This window comes from Streptococcus sp. CF8_Ac1-9 (assembly GCF_024295565.1).
In the GTDB taxonomy this organism is placed as follows: Bacteria; Bacillota; Bacilli; order Lactobacillales; family Streptococcaceae; genus Streptococcus; species Streptococcus parasanguinis_X.
Genome location: NZ_JANCOY010000002.1, coordinates 340,541 through 355,846, shown reverse-complemented (window position 1 = coordinate 355,846; position 15,306 = coordinate 340,541). Strand labels below are relative to the sequence as shown.

The window sequence follows — 15,306 nt, the reverse complement described above, 5'->3', positions numbered from 1 at the left end:
CGAGACCTCGGTTCAAGAACGCCTCTCTTCATTTCATAATAGTTTGTGTTTTTCTAGTAGTTTTTTGGTCTCTTCTTGTTCAGGTTGACCAAATTGAGCTGCAAGGCGCTCGCTCCAGCTGTCTGTTGCACGCGCTCCAGCATAATCTGCCTGAACCTTGTCATAGGCAGTCACAACTGATGGGTCTTGTTCTTGGTATTCTTCTTCAAAAGCAACCTGCTCCAATGGCAAACGTGGTTTCACTGCATGCTGCTGATTAGGTACTCCGAGAGCAATCCCAAAAACAGGATAGGTATAGTCTGGCAGACGGAAGAGTTCTGCGACTTCTTCTGAACAGTAGCGCAACATGCCGATAATCACTCCACCATAGCCGAGACTTTCAGCTGCCAATAGCGTATTTTGAGCTGCTAGAGCCGCATCCACTGAGGTGATCAGTAAGTTGTCCACCCCTTCAGGATGGAAATCCTGCTCATGAAGTTTGACAGCTTTTCCAGCGCGGTTTAAATCCCCAACAAAGAGGAGAAAGACGGCTGATTGGCGAATCGCTTCTTGAGGAAGAAAGTCGTAAAGAGCTTCTTTCTTTTCCTTGCTTTTGACCACAATCACAGAATAAGACTGAAAGTTTTTCCAACTTGATGCCATCTGCCCAGCTGATAAAATTTCCTTGAGGTCAGCTTCTTTGATGGCTTCTTCCTTAAAACGGCGAACAGAAAAATGAGATTTCATTAAACGGATGGTTTCATTCATCGGCGATTGACTCCTTCCAGATGGATTTCCTTGGCTAAAAATTTCACGCGCTCCATGACCCGTTTGGCCTGCCAGGTTTCATCTCCATTACGCGAAGCTGCAAAATGACGTTCCAACTCTTCAAAATTAAAGTTAGAAGTAAAGAAGGTTGGGAGATTTTCCTGCATTCGGTGCTGCAAAATCACTTGTAAGATTTCATCTCGCACCCAGGCTGACATCTGTTCCGCACCTATATCATCGAGAATTAAAATTTCGGCTTTTTTCACCTGATCGACGGTTTCTTTGACCAAGCCTGAACTGATGGCATTTTTAACATCGATAGCAAAACTTGGAAAATGAAGTAGGGTAGTAGAGGCCTGGCGTTTTTCGGATAAATCATGAGCCAAGGCTGCCATCATGTAGCTCTTTCCTACTCCGAAATCACCATAGAGGTAGATCCCCTTTTGATATTCAGGATAGTTGGCCACAAAATTAGCTAATTCTTCAAAGGCCTCAAATCGCCCCTTATCATCGAGTTCCACCTTGGCTAGACTCGCTTCTTTCAAGGTTGAAGGGAGATTGATCAAGTTGAGACGTTGGTTGATCGCAGCTCGTTTTTGGGCTTCGATTAACTCTGGCGTTTCCTCATAAGCGACATCCGCATAGCCTTCATTCATGGTGAGGATGGGCTTATAACCTTTGGCAATATAATCCGGATCTCCCAATAAGAAACGGTTGCGTTCACTAATGTATTGATTAAATTTTGAAATACTCCGTCGAATTTCTTGTTCAGACAAAGACTGGTCCTTGATAAAGGCAGCCACTTCTTGGTCTGCCAAGATCTGTGCGACCAAATCCTCATAGTTAAATTGACGCGCACGGTTCATGTGAGACATGGTTTGACCTACACTTTCCATCTACTCACCTCCTTGATTCAGTTTTTCTAATAGGCGTTGTTTCTCTTTAGCAAGATCCACCTTTTCTGCTTGACTGGTTTGATTTTGATAGTTTGGTTGGCTCCACTTGGGAACATTGCTGTTCTTGCCCTTGGCTGATGTAGGACTCGTCCCCTTGTTTCCTTGAGCTTTAGCTTGTTCCTGGCGTTCTCGAACTTTTAAAATCGCTAGTTCTGCACTGTTGACCCCTTGATAAGAAAAATCATTTCCCACCTTCAAAGCATACTTTTCATTGAGATTAGCAGACTGGGTCTTGTTAAAGGTCAACAACAAGATAATATTGATCACCTCGTCTAGTAAGCCTAGATCAGCTAACTTGGATAATGTCTTGCGTTCGCTCTGCGTAATGGTCGCATTGCGCGCCTTCTTAATCTCTGCTAGAAATTGTAGGCTGGATTTTGCCTTAGCTTCCCTCAGAATGGTTTCTTCCTGACGGCTATAGGACATGCGTGGTTGCTCTTGGCTCGCCTGAGCCAACTTTTGCTTCATTCTCTTTGGAGAGACAATCCGGTCTACAGCTGTTTCTTTCGCTAAAAGATAAGTTTCATACCAGGTCCATTGTTGCTCTTCTGCGATGGCAAAGAGGGCTAGGGTTGCTTCTCCTTCATCCACAAAACGAAGTCCATCACGCCCCATCATTCGCTTAAACATCTCCATATCAAACTGCTGTTTCTTACTTGGAAGAACAGTCACCTCCCCAGCATCTAGTCCAAAGACTTGCGAGAAGGAAACTTGCCGTCTAGTCCCTAAAGAGCGTGCTGGGAGCAGATCCTCCACGGCCTTTTCCCCAATCTTTTTTTCAAGCAAGCGTTTGAAAACAGCATTCGAAAAAAATTGTTCTGAGGCAAGAGGAGCATGTAACTGGATGGTGATCCCAACTTCTTCCTCATAGAGATCGATCAACCCCATAGCAATTAAGCGATCAAAGGCGAGTAGCAACTGTGGAAATCCTATATTTAAGTGATTGAGGATTTGAGCAAGTAAATATTGTTTTTCACCCTGATCATAAGAGGCGAGCAGATAACGATAAACTGCTACTGTTTCCGTCTCCAAAATAGGCAGGTAATACTGCTCCAATGCAGCCCCTGCCGGTGGAAGAAGATTATTTTTTAAAAATGCGAAAGGCGTATTGGGCTTCATCTATTTTTCCTTTTTCTTCTTGGTTCCCTTCGTAATTTGTTTCAAGAGGGTCTCTAACTCACCGACATCCTTGAAACTCCGGTAAACACTAGCAAAACGGACATAGGTGATCTCATCTAGATCTGCTAACTCATCCATGACCAACGAACCAATATATTCACTGTTGATTTCATTATCACTTTGGCTGCGAACCTTTTGCTCGATCCGGTTTACAATTTCTTCGATTTCGTCACTAGAAACAGGCCGTTTTTGAGCTGAGCGGATAATACCATTAAAGATTTTATCACGAGAAAATTGCTCGCGTGTCCCATCCTTTTTGACGACCACTAGAGTCCGCTCTTCCACTCGTTCGTAGGTAGTAAAGCGATAATGGCACTCTTCGCATTCCCTGCGACGACGGATGGTATTCCCATCTTCAGCTTGTCGACTATCCACCACACTAGACTTACTTCCACCACATTTTGGACAACGCATTTGCTACCTCCTTAAACTGTTTTAACACTTCATTTTACCATAAATTGAATCGTAAAGAAAGCAGAAGAACAGGAGAATCCCCTATGCTTGCTCCTCATTGATCCATAAAAAAGAGTCGAAGGACGATTGAATAAAATCGTTTTCCTTTCGACTCTCCATTTATATTAAAGTGATAATTCGGCTTCTAAGCCATAGTGATCACTGACATGGGGTTTGTTTTGATCATCAAAAATGACATGTAGACGCTGGATGTCCCATTCTGGACTTGCAAAGACGTAATCGATTCGCAATGGAACTTGATTATCCGTCCAGCCATCGATTCCAGGACCTACAGTATAAGTCCCCTTTGTTTCTTTAGCTTCGATAAAGCTGTCTTGAAGCTTAAGGGAACTGGATAGAATCGTCTCATACCCTTCTTGACCGGCAGGATTATTGAAATCACCAGCTAGAATAAAGGGTTTGCCTACTTGGCTGAAGTAGTTCTCAATGCGTGGCCACTCAAATTGGAAACCTTTGTCCCACCAAGAAAGATGGACGCTGGCAACAGCAATCTCTTTGCCATCTACACTTGTATGGGCAACGGCTACTCGACGAGTATGGTAGTCCGTTGGATCATCCATATTGGATACCAAAATCTCATCCGCCTTCAAGGGTTGACGCGAAAGAACGGCCACACCCTCATTGAGGTGATCATAGCCAATATGGTTATAAGCCCAAGTCCAATAATAGTGGAGTCCTTGAGCAGCTAACTCTTCTACCAATACGCGAACAAAGTGATCTTTGTGAATGGCTACAGATGATGGCAAGGCTTGATAATACTCATCTGTTTCGACTGCTTCTGAGCCCATTTCTTGATTGACCTCTTGGAAACAGATCACATCATATTGCGCTTCCAAAATTTGTTCCTTGAGGGTTTCAAATTTTTGCTGAGCATTCTCTTCCATCCAACTATGGGAATTTAATGTTAAAAATTTCATCCCCTGATTTCTCCTTCTCTCCAAATCAAGAAACGGCAAGAGGCCGGGTGCACTGCCCCAACCTCATTTTCTTTGCCGATGTCTTTTATAATTCTACTGTTGCAACTGGCGCATTTGCTGCCAATTTACCAGTATGTTCGACCTTAACGGATTTAATCGCATCTGCATTTGTGAAGACAACAATTGTTGAAGTTTCACGACCAGCTTCACGGATCGCATCAAGGTCTGCTTCTACCAAGAGGTCTCCAGCAGCCACTGTTTGACCTTCAGAAACTTTAACCTCAAATGGTTTTCCTTCAAGACTAACAGTATCTAGACCGATGTGAACCAAGACTTCCAAACCATTATCTGTTACCAAACCAAGGGCATGTTTGGTTGGGAAGACGCTAGTAACTTTACCAGCAACTGGTGAAACGATGTGGCCATTTTCAGGCTCAACCGCAAATCCGTCACCCATCATTTTTTGTGAGAATACAGGATCTTTCACATCTTCGATGTTGATCACTTCACCATCTGCAACGGAATGCACTTCATCAGTTACCCCTTTAAAGGTTGCTTCAGCTTTTTGAACTGCTGTCATTTGGCTAGGAAGTGTTTCAGGAATAACTTCACCTGAATCAAGAACGTCTTGGATATCAGATTTCAATACGTCAGCTTTAGGTCCGTAGATCGCTTGGACCCCTTGTCCTTTCATGACAAGACCCATAGCGCCTTCAGCTTTCCATTGTTCTTCTGTTCCTACTTTTTCAGCATCCTTAACGGTTACACGAAGACGAGTCATACATGCGTCAACGTCGACGATGTTAGCACGTCCACCAAGAAGGTTGATAATGTTAATGACTTGTGAGCTTGCTGAGCTTGTAGCAGCACCTGCTGCTGCACCATCTCCTGCAGGGGCATCATCATTTTGTTCATAGTTACCGTTACGTCCTGGAGTTGCATAATTGAATTTCTTAATCATGAAGTTAGCAATGAAGTACATGATAAAGGCAAAGAGGACTGTTACCCATACAAAGTTAAAGATATCTAATGCCAAACCAGCGTTGATGGCCATTGGGGTACGTGTCAAGAACTCGATTGAACCGAATGAGTGGACACGAAGGTGAACCAAGTCAGCCATTGCAAAGGCAGCACCTTGAACAAAGGCGTAGATCAAGTACAATGGTGTTGCAATGAACATGAACATGTATTCAATTGGTTCTGTAACACCTGTCAAGAATGTAGCAAGGGCAGTTGCAAAAAGCATCCCTTTGTATTTTTCTTTCTTATCTGGGTCCACATTGCGATAGATAGCAACTACAACCCCCATCAAGATACCAAATGATCCAATCATTTGACCAACTTTGAAACGAGCTGGTGTGTACGCATGAAGCAAGTGTTGGTATTGGCTAGGATCTGCCTTCTTCAAGTTAACAAGGTCTGTTACCCAAGCTAACCAAAGTGGATCTTGTCCAAATACAGTTGTTCCTTTGGCAGCACCTGTAAGAACTTGGTAGCTACCACCCAATTGAGTATAGTTGATTGGAATGGTCAACATGTGGTGAAGACCAAACGGCAAGAGAAGACGTTCCAAGGTACCAAACAAGAATGGTGCCAATACTGGAGCTGTTGATTGTGAGTTGGCGATCCAGACACCGAATCCATTAATTCCTGATTGAACCACTGGCCACAAGGCTGCCAAAACCAAGGCTGTAAGAGCTGAACGAACGATAACAACGAATGGGACAAAGCGCTTCCCGTTAAAGAAAGAAAGGGCTTCTGGAAGTTTACGGTAGTTATAGTATTTATTGAAAGCAGTTGCTCCAACAAAACCTGAGATAATCCCTACAAACACCCCCATATTAAGTGCCGGTGCCTCAAGGACACTAATGAAGTAGTCTGCAACTTTAATTGATCCACCTAAGATCGTATGAACGGTAGCATCCTTATCAGCCAACATTGCAGATGTAACTCCAAAAACTGCACCGGTAATACGGTTAATCAAGATGAAAGAGAGACCAGCCGCAAAGGCACCCCCAGCACGCTCTTTGGCCCAGCTACCACCGATAGCGAGTGCAAAGAGGATGTGAAGGTTACCGATAACCCCCCAACCGATTTGTTCGAGAATCCCACCTGTAATAACAAGTGGAGATAAATTCGGGTTGATCATAGGGATTGATTTCCCGATTGAAATCATCAACCCAGCAGCTGGCATGACAGCGATAACGACCATCAAGGCCTTACCAAACTTCTGCCAGAATTCAAAGCTAAATAAACTTTTGAATGATCCTTTATTCATCATTCAACCTCCTTATATTGTTTAAGGCTTTTGTTTTTAAGAAAACGTTTGCGCTTAATTTGTTTCTAGTATACCACATTTTAAAAATTTGTAAAGCCTTACATTCATTTTTTTCTCTAAATTTTATCTTTTTTTATCTTTTTTTAGCCAAATCCTTTTTAAAACACATCCTTTCCAAACGCAAACGTTTCCCTTGAGTCATAAAAATATTCGAACCCTCTAAGGGTTCGAATATTTTATTCTAATGTGTCTTGCATGGCATAGCCAATCCCACGAACGGTCTTAATATAGCTTTTTTGACCGGGTAGATCAATTTTCCCACGGAGATAACGGATATAGACGTCCACAATATTAGTCTCACCTGTACTCTCGTACTTCCAGACACTTTCCAACAACTGATCTCGTGTCACCACCCCTTTGCTTCCCATCAGAGTCGCTAAGAGATCATACTCTCTGCGGGTTAAACTAATCATGTCTTTCCCACGATAGACGGTATGGTGTTCCACATCAATGCGCAAATTGCGGTATGATGTTGGGATTTTCATCTGGCTACAATGTTGGTCAATATAATCACGTCCTCTAAAAATGGCTGTGATTTTATCTACCAAATCGCTGATAATAAAGGGTTTAACCATATAGGAAACGGCAAAGCGCTGAATACTCTCTTTGTGCTCAGCAATTTTTTCGCGGCTATCCAAAACAATCAAAACAGAAGCTGGGCGAATCCGACTGATTTCCTCTGCGAATGTTTCACCAGACATATCTGACAAATCGTAATTAAACAAGATCAGATCATATTTGGTCGCAGCAATCAAGGCCAGACCCGCTTTTCCATCCTCGACCACATCAACTTGATACCCTTCTTTTTGAAGTTCCAAATCAATGAAGCGCGCGATTTGCTTCTCATTTTCTACTAGTAGAACTCGTTTGACCATAGAGCAAGATTATTTTTCGTCGTACCAAGAATAGTGGAAGGTACCTTCTTTGTCTTTACGTTGGTATGTGTGAGCACCAAAGTAGTCACGTTGTGCTTGGATCAAGTTCGCTGGAAGATCCGCTGAACGGTAGCTATCGAAGTAAGTGATGGCTGCTGAGAAGGTTGGTACAGGTACACCTGCTTGAACAGCAAGAGCTACAATGTCACGAACTGATTGTTGGTACTTAGCAGTGACATCCAAGAAGTACTCATCCAATAGAAGGTTAGCAAGATCTGCATCGCGGTTGTAAGCATCTGTGATCTTTTGCAAGAAACGAGAACGGATGATACATCCATCGCGCCAGATAGATGCGATGTCCGCAAATGGCAAGTTCCAGTTGTTTTCTTTAGAAGCAACACGCAATTGCGCAAAACCTTGTGCGTAAGAGATGATTTTTGAGAAGTAAAGGGCTTGACGAATTTTTTCGATCAACTCAGCCTTATCTCCTTCAAATTTGAATGCAGCTGGTTTTGGAAGAACCTTGCTAGCGTGTACACGTTCTTCTTTGTAGGCAGAGATGTAACGAGCAAATACTGACTCAGTGATGAGTGACAATGGTACACCAAGGTCAAGCGCTGATTGGCTAGTCCATTTACCAGTTCCTTTGTTTCCTGCAGCATCCAAGATGTAGTCTACGATTGGTCCATCTTGACCTTCGTCGTCTTTGCGTTTCAAGATATCAGCAGTGATTTCGATCAAGTAGCTGTCCAATTCACCCTTGTTCCATTCAGTGAAGATTTCAGCCATGTCTTCTGCAGAAAGACCAAGCAAGTGTTGCATGAGGTCATAGCTTTCTGCGATCAATTGCATATCCCCGTACTCGATACCGTTGTGGACCATTTTCACGTAGTGACCAGCTCCATCAGGACCGATGTAAGTCACACATGGTTTTCCATCTTCAGGCGCTTTTGCAGAGATTTCTTCAAGAACGTCAGCTACCAAGTCATACGCTTCTTTTTGCCCACCAGGCATGATTGAAGGACCTTCAAGGGCACCTTTTTCCCCACCAGATACACCAGTACCAATAAAGTTGATTCCTGAGTTCGCCAATTCTTCATTACGACGGATGGTATCTTTATAGAAAGTGTTTCCTCCGTCGATCAAGATATCACCTTTGTCCAAGTGTGGAAGAAGGGCTTGGATGGTTGCGTCTGTACCAGGTCCGGCTTGAACCATGAGCATGATACGACGTGGTTTTTCGATAGAGTTTACGAAGCTTTCGATATCATAGCTTGGCACAAAGTTTTTATCAGGATGGCAAGCAATTACATCTTCTGTTTTTTCTTTACTACGGTTATAAATGGCAACTGTGTAGCCACGAGATTCGATATTAAGGGCAAGGTTACGACCCATTACGGCCATACCAACAACACCAAAGTTTGCTTTAGTCATGTGACACTCCTCTTTATAGTTTGCCTTTATTCTACCATTTTTCCTCCTCAAAAGAAAGCAGAAAATAGCTTCCCACCTTCTCTAAGAGGGAGAAGATCATGCAAGTCATTTGATCTTAAAAACAAAAGTGCCCGAGAAACAGTTCTCAGACACTTCTTGATGAATGTCATTAATCTTCTTTTGAAGCTAACTCCTCTGCTTCAATGACCGGTTGTTCTCCTTCTTTGAGTTTATTGACCGTCATATTAACTCCAAGAGCTCCTGCTAGCAATTGACGAATATCAAATCCAGCTCCTTGAGAGACTTGGTCGATACTTTGCATAATATCGCCCACCATCTTAGAAGCATTGCCTTCCCCGTACATGGTGATCTTATCAACCTTGGTTAATGGTTCAGCGACAGCACGCGCAATTTCAGGCAACTTGTCAACGACCATTTCAGTAATGGCTGCTTCTTGCATTTTCTTCATGGCTTCGGCCTTTTGGTCCAAACCTTTGGCTTCGGCTTCCAGTTTCAAGCGAATGGCTTCAGCCTCGGCACGACCTTTAGCCTCAATAGCTTCGGCCTCTTGCAATTGGGCAAATTTCTCAGCTTCGGCTTGGGCTTTTCGAGCTTCGGCTTCTTTTTGTGTTTCGAAGAGTTCTGCTTCCGCCTTGCGTTGGCGTTCAATCAATTCTGCTTCTGCAGCTTGTTGACGCGCATATTTTTCAGCTTCAGCTTGTTTGCGGATGTTGGCATCCAATTCTTGCTCACGAACCTTAACTTCGCGCTCTTTGACTTCCGCTTCTTTTTCCTGTTTCATGATATTAGCTTCGGCTGCCACGCGCTCTTGTTCACGACGTTGCACCTCTGCCTCAATCCCTTTAGCGGCATCCGCTTTTGCTTGGGCAATATCTGCTTCTTGCTTGAGGGCTGCTTGTTTGAGTTTTAATTCGTTTTGTTTTTGCGCAATTTCAAGATCGGCTGCGACGCGTTTGTCGTTAGCCAATTTATCTTGTTCTGCTTCAACTTCCTTGCGTTCACGTTCTGCTTTGGCTTTGGCAATCAAGGCATCTTTCTTAATGGTTTCAACATTTTCAATCCCGAGGTTATCGATGACTCCCCCTTCATCAGAGAAGGATTGAACCGTAAAGGCGATGACTTCTAGACCCATTTTTGCCAAGTCTGGTGCTACGTTGTCCTGCACTTTTGAGGCAAACTCTTGACGGTCATTGACCATCTTACGGAGCTCCATCTGACCGATCACTTCCCGCAGGTTTCCTTCCAAGACATCTTGGACAGAATTGGAAATATCTGTCGTATTCCAGTTCAAGAAGTTTTCTGCAGCCCGGGCAATCATTTCATCGGTTGTACCGATTTTTAATTTAACAGCTGCATCGGCACGGACGTTAATGAAGTCCAGTGTTGGGACTGCTTCTGACGTCCGAACATCTGTCGAGAATTGCTCAATATCAAGATAAGAGCGTTGTTCGACAAAGGGAATCATAAAGCCAGCTTTCCCACGCAAGTGACGTTGCTTCCGAAGACCGGTAATGACCACGACTTCGTTGGGTTTAGCATTGACATACCCTTTGACCAACAAGATCAATACAAGAATGGCTACGATTACAACAGTAATCAACCAACCTGGAATAAATAAAGTATCCATACTTTTTCTCCTTTTTTAGAGGTCTCCCCTCTGTTGTTTATTAATCCTAGTATATCAAAAGAAGGCCTTTCCTCAAAGAAAAGACCTGTATTTATGTTGAGATTTTTAATATGTCATCCCTAGCCTATTCTTCCTCAAATAAACCTTGGAGACCAGCGAAAGGACTGTTTTCTTCTTTCTTAATCGCTTGAGCGGCTTGGTATTCTTCTTCGGATAGGATTTTCCAATCATTGCCTTCGATAAAACCTTGTCCAGCCTCTTCTTCTGGAGTGAGAACCTTGAGAGGAATATTGAGCAGGATATTATCCGCTACGCTTTCACTCAGGTCAATCTTCCCACCTTCGATTGGAAGGATCAGATCTTCCTCAAGAGCTTCGATATCTGCGTCAGACTGTACATCCTCCGCAAACACTTCTGTTACAGGATAGCTTTCTTTTATCTCAACAGGCTCCATGCTTCGGCTAGATGCCAAAACGATGGTGTAGCTCAACTGATAATCCAAGATATAGAGGCCTGTATCATAGGCAACTCGTCCTGTCGCCGTCACATTCTTTAAATCAAGAATTTCTGGATTACGCTTTTGCAATTCTTTGAGCAAATCCAACTCTTGATCAAAGGCTAGTCCTTCAGGATTTTTACGGATTTCTTGTGTAAATAGGTTCATTCTTTTGTCCTCAAATCTTCTAGATACTACTAGTATATCATGAAGCTGCCCCTCAACCAAGAAGTCTCCTCAAAAATTTGTTATAATCATGAAAAAAGATACAGTAACTAGGCCAATTGGTGTTGTACACAAGGTCCCACCATCTCTTGGACAAAAGAGGGTCACTGGCTAGGGCATTGAGCAATGTTAGATAGAGGAGAATTCATGAAAGATATCGGAGCAGTTTTTCGGCAAATACGTGAAAGTCGCCACATCTCTTTAGAGGAGGCTACGGGTGGCGAATTTTCACGCTCCATGCTATCTCGATTTGAAAGAGGGGAAAATGACCTGACCACGCAACGGTTTTTTCAGGCCCTTCAACAGATCAAAACAAGTCTCAGTGAGTTCTCTCATCTAGCAGGGATCGATCAGCACTCTTTTATTCCCAAATTGTTGAAAGAGCACTATGAGAACATGAGCTTGGAACATGATCAAGCCTTGTACCAAAGCTACCAGCTAGCCTATCAGAAAGATCACAAAAAAGAAGACTTATTAGCCAGCATTATTCTCAAGGCCCAAATGCTTGGCAACTATCCTGAGGTAGAGTTGGCCGCTAGCCAAGAGGAACTAGATTTCCTCTATGACTATCTCTTCTCTGTCATGATCTGGGGAAATTTTGAGTTAAGCCTATTTTCACTGACCTCTCCTCTTTTCTCTAGTCAGCTCTATCGACAATACACAGAGGAATTGGTCCAACGGGAGGACTTCAAGCTTCTCCTAGACTCTTCTCTGCCTGCCCTCAACTCTATTTTTCTCAATGGTTTTTTTCTGGCCATTAGTTCAAAAGAATTTGAAGATGCAACCTATTTTGATCAGCTGATCAAGGACCACTTTTACTCTGAAAACGAAGCCTACCTTCGGACGGTTTATCTCTATGCCAAAGGGGAACTTCTCTATCGAAAGGGAGAAAAAGAAGCTGGTCTAGAAAAGATGGAACAGGCCATCCAGGTTCTCTCTATTCTGGATTGTAAGGACAGCGCCATCTATTACAGACAGGGCATGCAGGAACTCATCAAAGAAACCTAAAAAACTCACAGATCTACTCTGTGAGTTTTTGTTGAAAATATGCAACATTAATTTTTTCTTGCTTTTTAGGTTTACAATAGGACTATCAAGTAAAGAAAGAAGGTTCTTCCCATGATGACCAAACTAAAAAACCACTTCCTCCGCTTTCTTCTCTCACATACCTGCGTTTATCTGAAGGATCAGGAACTAGCTCTCTCTGAAAAGGAGAAGTTGGATCTCTTCAAACAGATCTTTCGATCTATCAAACAAGTCATACCAACTGATCACGTGAAGGAGGAAGGCTTATGAAACTCTTAGTCCGTAATAAGATTTTTGCCTTACTTAGTCTTTCTCGCTTTTTGAATACCCTTGGTGCTGCCATCTACAATCTGGTCTTTGTGGTCTTTGCTGCCAGCATGCCACAACCGAGTCTGGCGGTTGGCATTGCCAATCTCATTGTATTTATTCCTAGCCTCTTTACCATTTTTGTCGGAATGAAGGCTGATCGCACGAAGAAAAAAGCTAACTGGTTGATCCGCATTGGCTATCTTCAAGCCAGCCTCTTCATCCTTATTGCTCTCATGACCAAGATTCCGGGTTACCTTGCCTTTTCGATTGTTTGCTTCTTAAACATTGTTTCAGATTGTTTGAGTGATTATCGCGGAGGTTTGCAACTCCCTATCATGAAAAAGAACATCCCCGACGAGGATTTGATGGAGGCCTATTCCTTCAACCAACTGCTTAGCATGGTCTGTTCGATTTCTGGACAAGCTCTAGGAGTTTGGCTGCTAGCTATCAGCCATCAAAATTTTGCTATGGTCGCTTCGATCAATGCCGTGACTTTTCTCCTGTCTTCCACTTGTCTCCTGATGAGAAAAAAGCAGCTGACACATGCTCCCGTCATTGAGCCCAAAAGTAAGAAATCTTTGGTACACGATTGCCAAGAGATGTACCAGAACGCAAAAAGTATTTTTGCAGATGAGGAGGTTCACCACTTTGGCAAGTTGCTCTTCTCATTGGTTCTCATCAATGCCCTAGGGGGATCCATCTCTGGTATCTACAATTTGCAACTGCTTCACTCCCCCTTCTTTCAGTTGAGTTTTAGCCAATCCCTCTTGATCTTAGAGGCTGTGACTATTTTAAGCATGGTCTGGGCTAGCTTGACACCCCATGACTATTTTTCCAAACAATCGCTCCATCATATCCTCCTGTGGATCGCAGGTGGGCTGACCATGCTTGGGCTCACAAATATCCTGGTACACTGGGACATTCTTTCTCTTCTACTCATCACTTTCCTTGGTTATCTTGTAGCAAAAATCAACCCAAAAGTTTCCAGTCTTTTAATGAGCAAATTGCCTGCTGAAAAATTAGCTTCTACCTCTAGCTTTTTGGGACTGATGGTCAGCTTTGCCATGCCACTTGGGACAGCTCTCTTTTCTAGTCTAGCTATCTGGAGCCTTCCCCTAGCTTGGGGGACCTTTGCCATGCTTGGTTTCACTACCCTCCTCTTAACAACCAAATAAAAAGTCCACCGTTTGGTGGATTTTTTTTTTTACATTTTTCTTAGGCGAGCCACCCGTTCAGCAATGGGTGGGTGGGTATAAAAGAGTTTTTGCAATCCGGATTCTTTTTTTGGATCGTTGATAAAAAGAGCACTGCTCGCATCATCGACATGTCGTTGCATTGGTTCGCTATTGTCTAGCTTTAACAAAGCATTTATCATTCCTTGAGGATTCCGTGTCAATTCAACACTTGAAGCGTCTGCTAGGAACTCCCGTTGACGAGAAATGGCTAACTGGACCAAGGTCGCTGCTAATGGTGCTAAAACGATGGCAAGCAAGGAAAGGATCAAAATTACAATCTCCAAACCACCGCTACCTTCTCGATCATCGTCCCGGCTACGACCACCGCCCCACCACATCATCCGGCCACCAATGCTAGAAAGCATGGTGATGGCACTGGCAAGGGCCACTGCAATCGTAGAGATGCGAATATCGTAATTGCGAATGTGGCTGACTTCATGTCCGATGACTCCCTCCAATTCCTCACGGTTCATCACAGCTAGAAGACCTGTCGTTGCTGCAACAGCAGCATTTTGAGGATTGGACCCTGTCGCAAATGCATTCATAGAAGGATCATCTACAATATAGACCCGAGGCATGGGGATCTGAGCTACCATAGCCATATCTTGTACAATATGGTAGAGCTGAGGGGCTTGCTCTTCCGTCACTTCACGCGCCCCATTCATCCGCATGACAACTTCCGTGGATTGGAAAATCATGCTAAAGGCATAAATCCCACCAATAATCAAAGCTAGGATGACGCCACCAAGGGAGGAGCCTAACCAGAGGTAACCAACGGCTGCTCCGATAAGAGCTAAGAGTATGAAAAAAGCAATAAGGAGAATCCAGGTTCTCCTTTTATTGCTTGCAATTTGGTCAAAGAGCATATTAGTCTCCTAATCCGCTAAAGTCCACCTTTGGTACTGCTTTTTCTTCTTCAGGCACTTGAAGAAATTCAGCTTGTCTGAAGCCGAACATTCCAGCAATTACGTTTGTTGGGAAAGTTTCCAACTTGACATTGTAATTGCTTGTGACACTATTGTACAATTGACGAGCATAAGAAATTTTGTTTTCTGTGTTGGTCAATTCTTCTTGCAATTGCATGAAGTTGGTGTTGGCTTTCAAGTCTGGGTAATTTTCAGCCACCGCAAAGATGCCTGCTACTTGGCGTGAAAGAGCATCACTGGCTGCCATTGCTTCTGCAGGTGAAGAAGCTTGCGCTACTTGTTGGCGAAGTTGAGTCACTTTTGCTAGTGTATCTCCTTCGTACTTGGCATAGCCTTTAACGGTTTCGATCAAGTTTGGAATCAAGTCATTCCGACGTTTCAATTGCACATCAATTTGACTCCATGCTTCACGAGTTTGCATCCGGCTTTTCACCAAACCGTTGTAAACTCCTACTACAATCAACACAAGGACCACAATGATCCCAAGAATAATCCAAATCATTTTATTGAATTCCTTTCAT

At 43.4% G+C, this 15,306-nt stretch carries 15 protein-coding genes; 3 read left to right on the top strand and 12 right to left on the bottom strand.

All coding sequences use genetic code 11. The features are described from left to right. Window positions 1-33: 33 nt before the first annotated feature. From NML76_RS05100 to NML76_RS05055, 10 genes are all read right to left on the bottom strand, one after another. Window positions 34-747, bottom strand: a complete 714-nt coding sequence (locus NML76_RS05100; protein WP_049492441.1) for a nitroreductase family protein — start codon at window positions 745-747, stop codon at window positions 34-36. After that, window positions 744-1,643 carry a primosomal protein DnaI gene (gene dnaI, locus NML76_RS05095; RefSeq protein ID WP_003008404.1) on the bottom strand — a complete coding sequence of 300 codons (900 nt, stop codon included), beginning with the start codon at window positions 1,641-1,643 and terminating at the stop codon, window positions 744-746. Before dnaI ends, NML76_RS05100 begins: the two co-directional genes overlap by 4 nt. Next, the gene (locus NML76_RS05090; RefSeq protein WP_049492437.1) at window positions 1,644-2,822 is read right to left on the bottom strand and encodes a DnaD domain protein; all 1,179 of its coding nucleotides are present in this window, start codon (window positions 2,820-2,822) and stop codon (window positions 1,644-1,646) included. Next, window positions 2,823-3,296 (bottom strand): transcriptional regulator NrdR, encoded by a 474-nt coding sequence (gene nrdR / locus NML76_RS05085; RefSeq protein ID WP_003005476.1) that lies wholly within the window; start codon window positions 3,294-3,296, stop codon window positions 2,823-2,825. It abuts the gene before it with no gap. Between the two features lie 164 nt (window positions 3,297-3,460). Further along, window positions 3,461-4,273, bottom strand: coding sequence for an endonuclease/exonuclease/phosphatase family protein (locus NML76_RS05080; RefSeq protein ID WP_049492433.1), 813 nt, complete (start codon window positions 4,271-4,273; stop codon window positions 3,461-3,463). Between the two features lie 85 nt (window positions 4,274-4,358). Then, a complete protein-coding gene (locus tag NML76_RS05075; protein ID WP_049492508.1) occupies window positions 4,359-6,551 on the bottom strand; it encodes a PTS transporter subunit IIBC in 2,193 nt (730 codons plus the stop codon). Between the two features lie 236 nt (window positions 6,552-6,787). After that, entirely contained in the window at window positions 6,788-7,486 is a 699-nt protein-coding gene (locus NML76_RS05070) for a response regulator transcription factor (RefSeq protein ID WP_049492430.1), read from the bottom strand. A gap of 9 nt (window positions 7,487-7,495) precedes the next feature. After that, a complete protein-coding gene (gene gndA, locus NML76_RS05065) occupies window positions 7,496-8,920 on the bottom strand; it encodes an NADP-dependent phosphogluconate dehydrogenase (RefSeq protein WP_003004949.1) in 1,425 nt (474 codons plus the stop codon). 169 nt (window positions 8,921-9,089) lie between these two features. Further along, the gene (locus NML76_RS05060; RefSeq protein WP_003008427.1) at window positions 9,090-10,568 is read right to left on the bottom strand and encodes a flotillin family protein; all 1,479 of its coding nucleotides are present in this window, start codon (window positions 10,566-10,568) and stop codon (window positions 9,090-9,092) included. Window positions 10,569-10,692: 124 nt separating this feature from the next. Continuing rightward, window positions 10,693-11,232, bottom strand: coding sequence for a DUF177 domain-containing protein (locus NML76_RS05055; protein ID WP_156671850.1), 540 nt, complete (start codon window positions 11,230-11,232; stop codon window positions 10,693-10,695). Between the two features lie 204 nt (window positions 11,233-11,436). Here NML76_RS05055 and NML76_RS05050 point away from each other — a divergent pair, with 204 nt between their 5' ends. The 3 genes from NML76_RS05050 (at window position 11,437) to NML76_RS05040 (ending at window position 13,799) form a co-directional block, all read left to right on the top strand. Next, a complete protein-coding gene (locus NML76_RS05050; protein ID WP_254732873.1) occupies window positions 11,437-12,297 on the top strand; it encodes a helix-turn-helix domain-containing protein in 861 nt (286 codons plus the stop codon). Window positions 12,298-12,408: 111 nt separating this feature from the next. Beyond that, window positions 12,409-12,585: a hypothetical protein gene (locus NML76_RS05045; protein ID WP_254732871.1), complete on the top strand. Its 177-nt coding sequence runs from the start codon at window positions 12,409-12,411 to the stop codon at window positions 12,583-12,585. Then, window positions 12,582-13,799: an MFS transporter gene (locus tag NML76_RS05040; protein ID WP_049492423.1), complete on the top strand. Its 1,218-nt coding sequence runs from the start codon at window positions 12,582-12,584 to the stop codon at window positions 13,797-13,799. Before NML76_RS05045 ends, NML76_RS05040 begins: the two co-directional genes overlap by 4 nt. Window positions 13,800-13,828: 29 nt before the next feature. Here the strand turns inward: NML76_RS05040 and htpX are convergent, their stop codons facing one another. Both htpX and NML76_RS05030 read right to left on the bottom strand, forming a co-directional pair. After that, window positions 13,829-14,725 carry a zinc metalloprotease HtpX gene (htpX, locus tag NML76_RS05035; RefSeq protein WP_118095475.1) on the bottom strand — a complete coding sequence of 299 codons (897 nt, stop codon included), beginning with the start codon at window positions 14,723-14,725 and terminating at the stop codon, window positions 13,829-13,831. Between the two features lies 1 nt (window position 14,726). After that, window positions 14,727-15,287: a LemA family protein gene (locus tag NML76_RS05030; protein WP_023918932.1), complete on the bottom strand. Its 561-nt coding sequence runs from the start codon at window positions 15,285-15,287 to the stop codon at window positions 14,727-14,729. Window positions 15,288-15,306 lie beyond the last annotated feature (19 nt).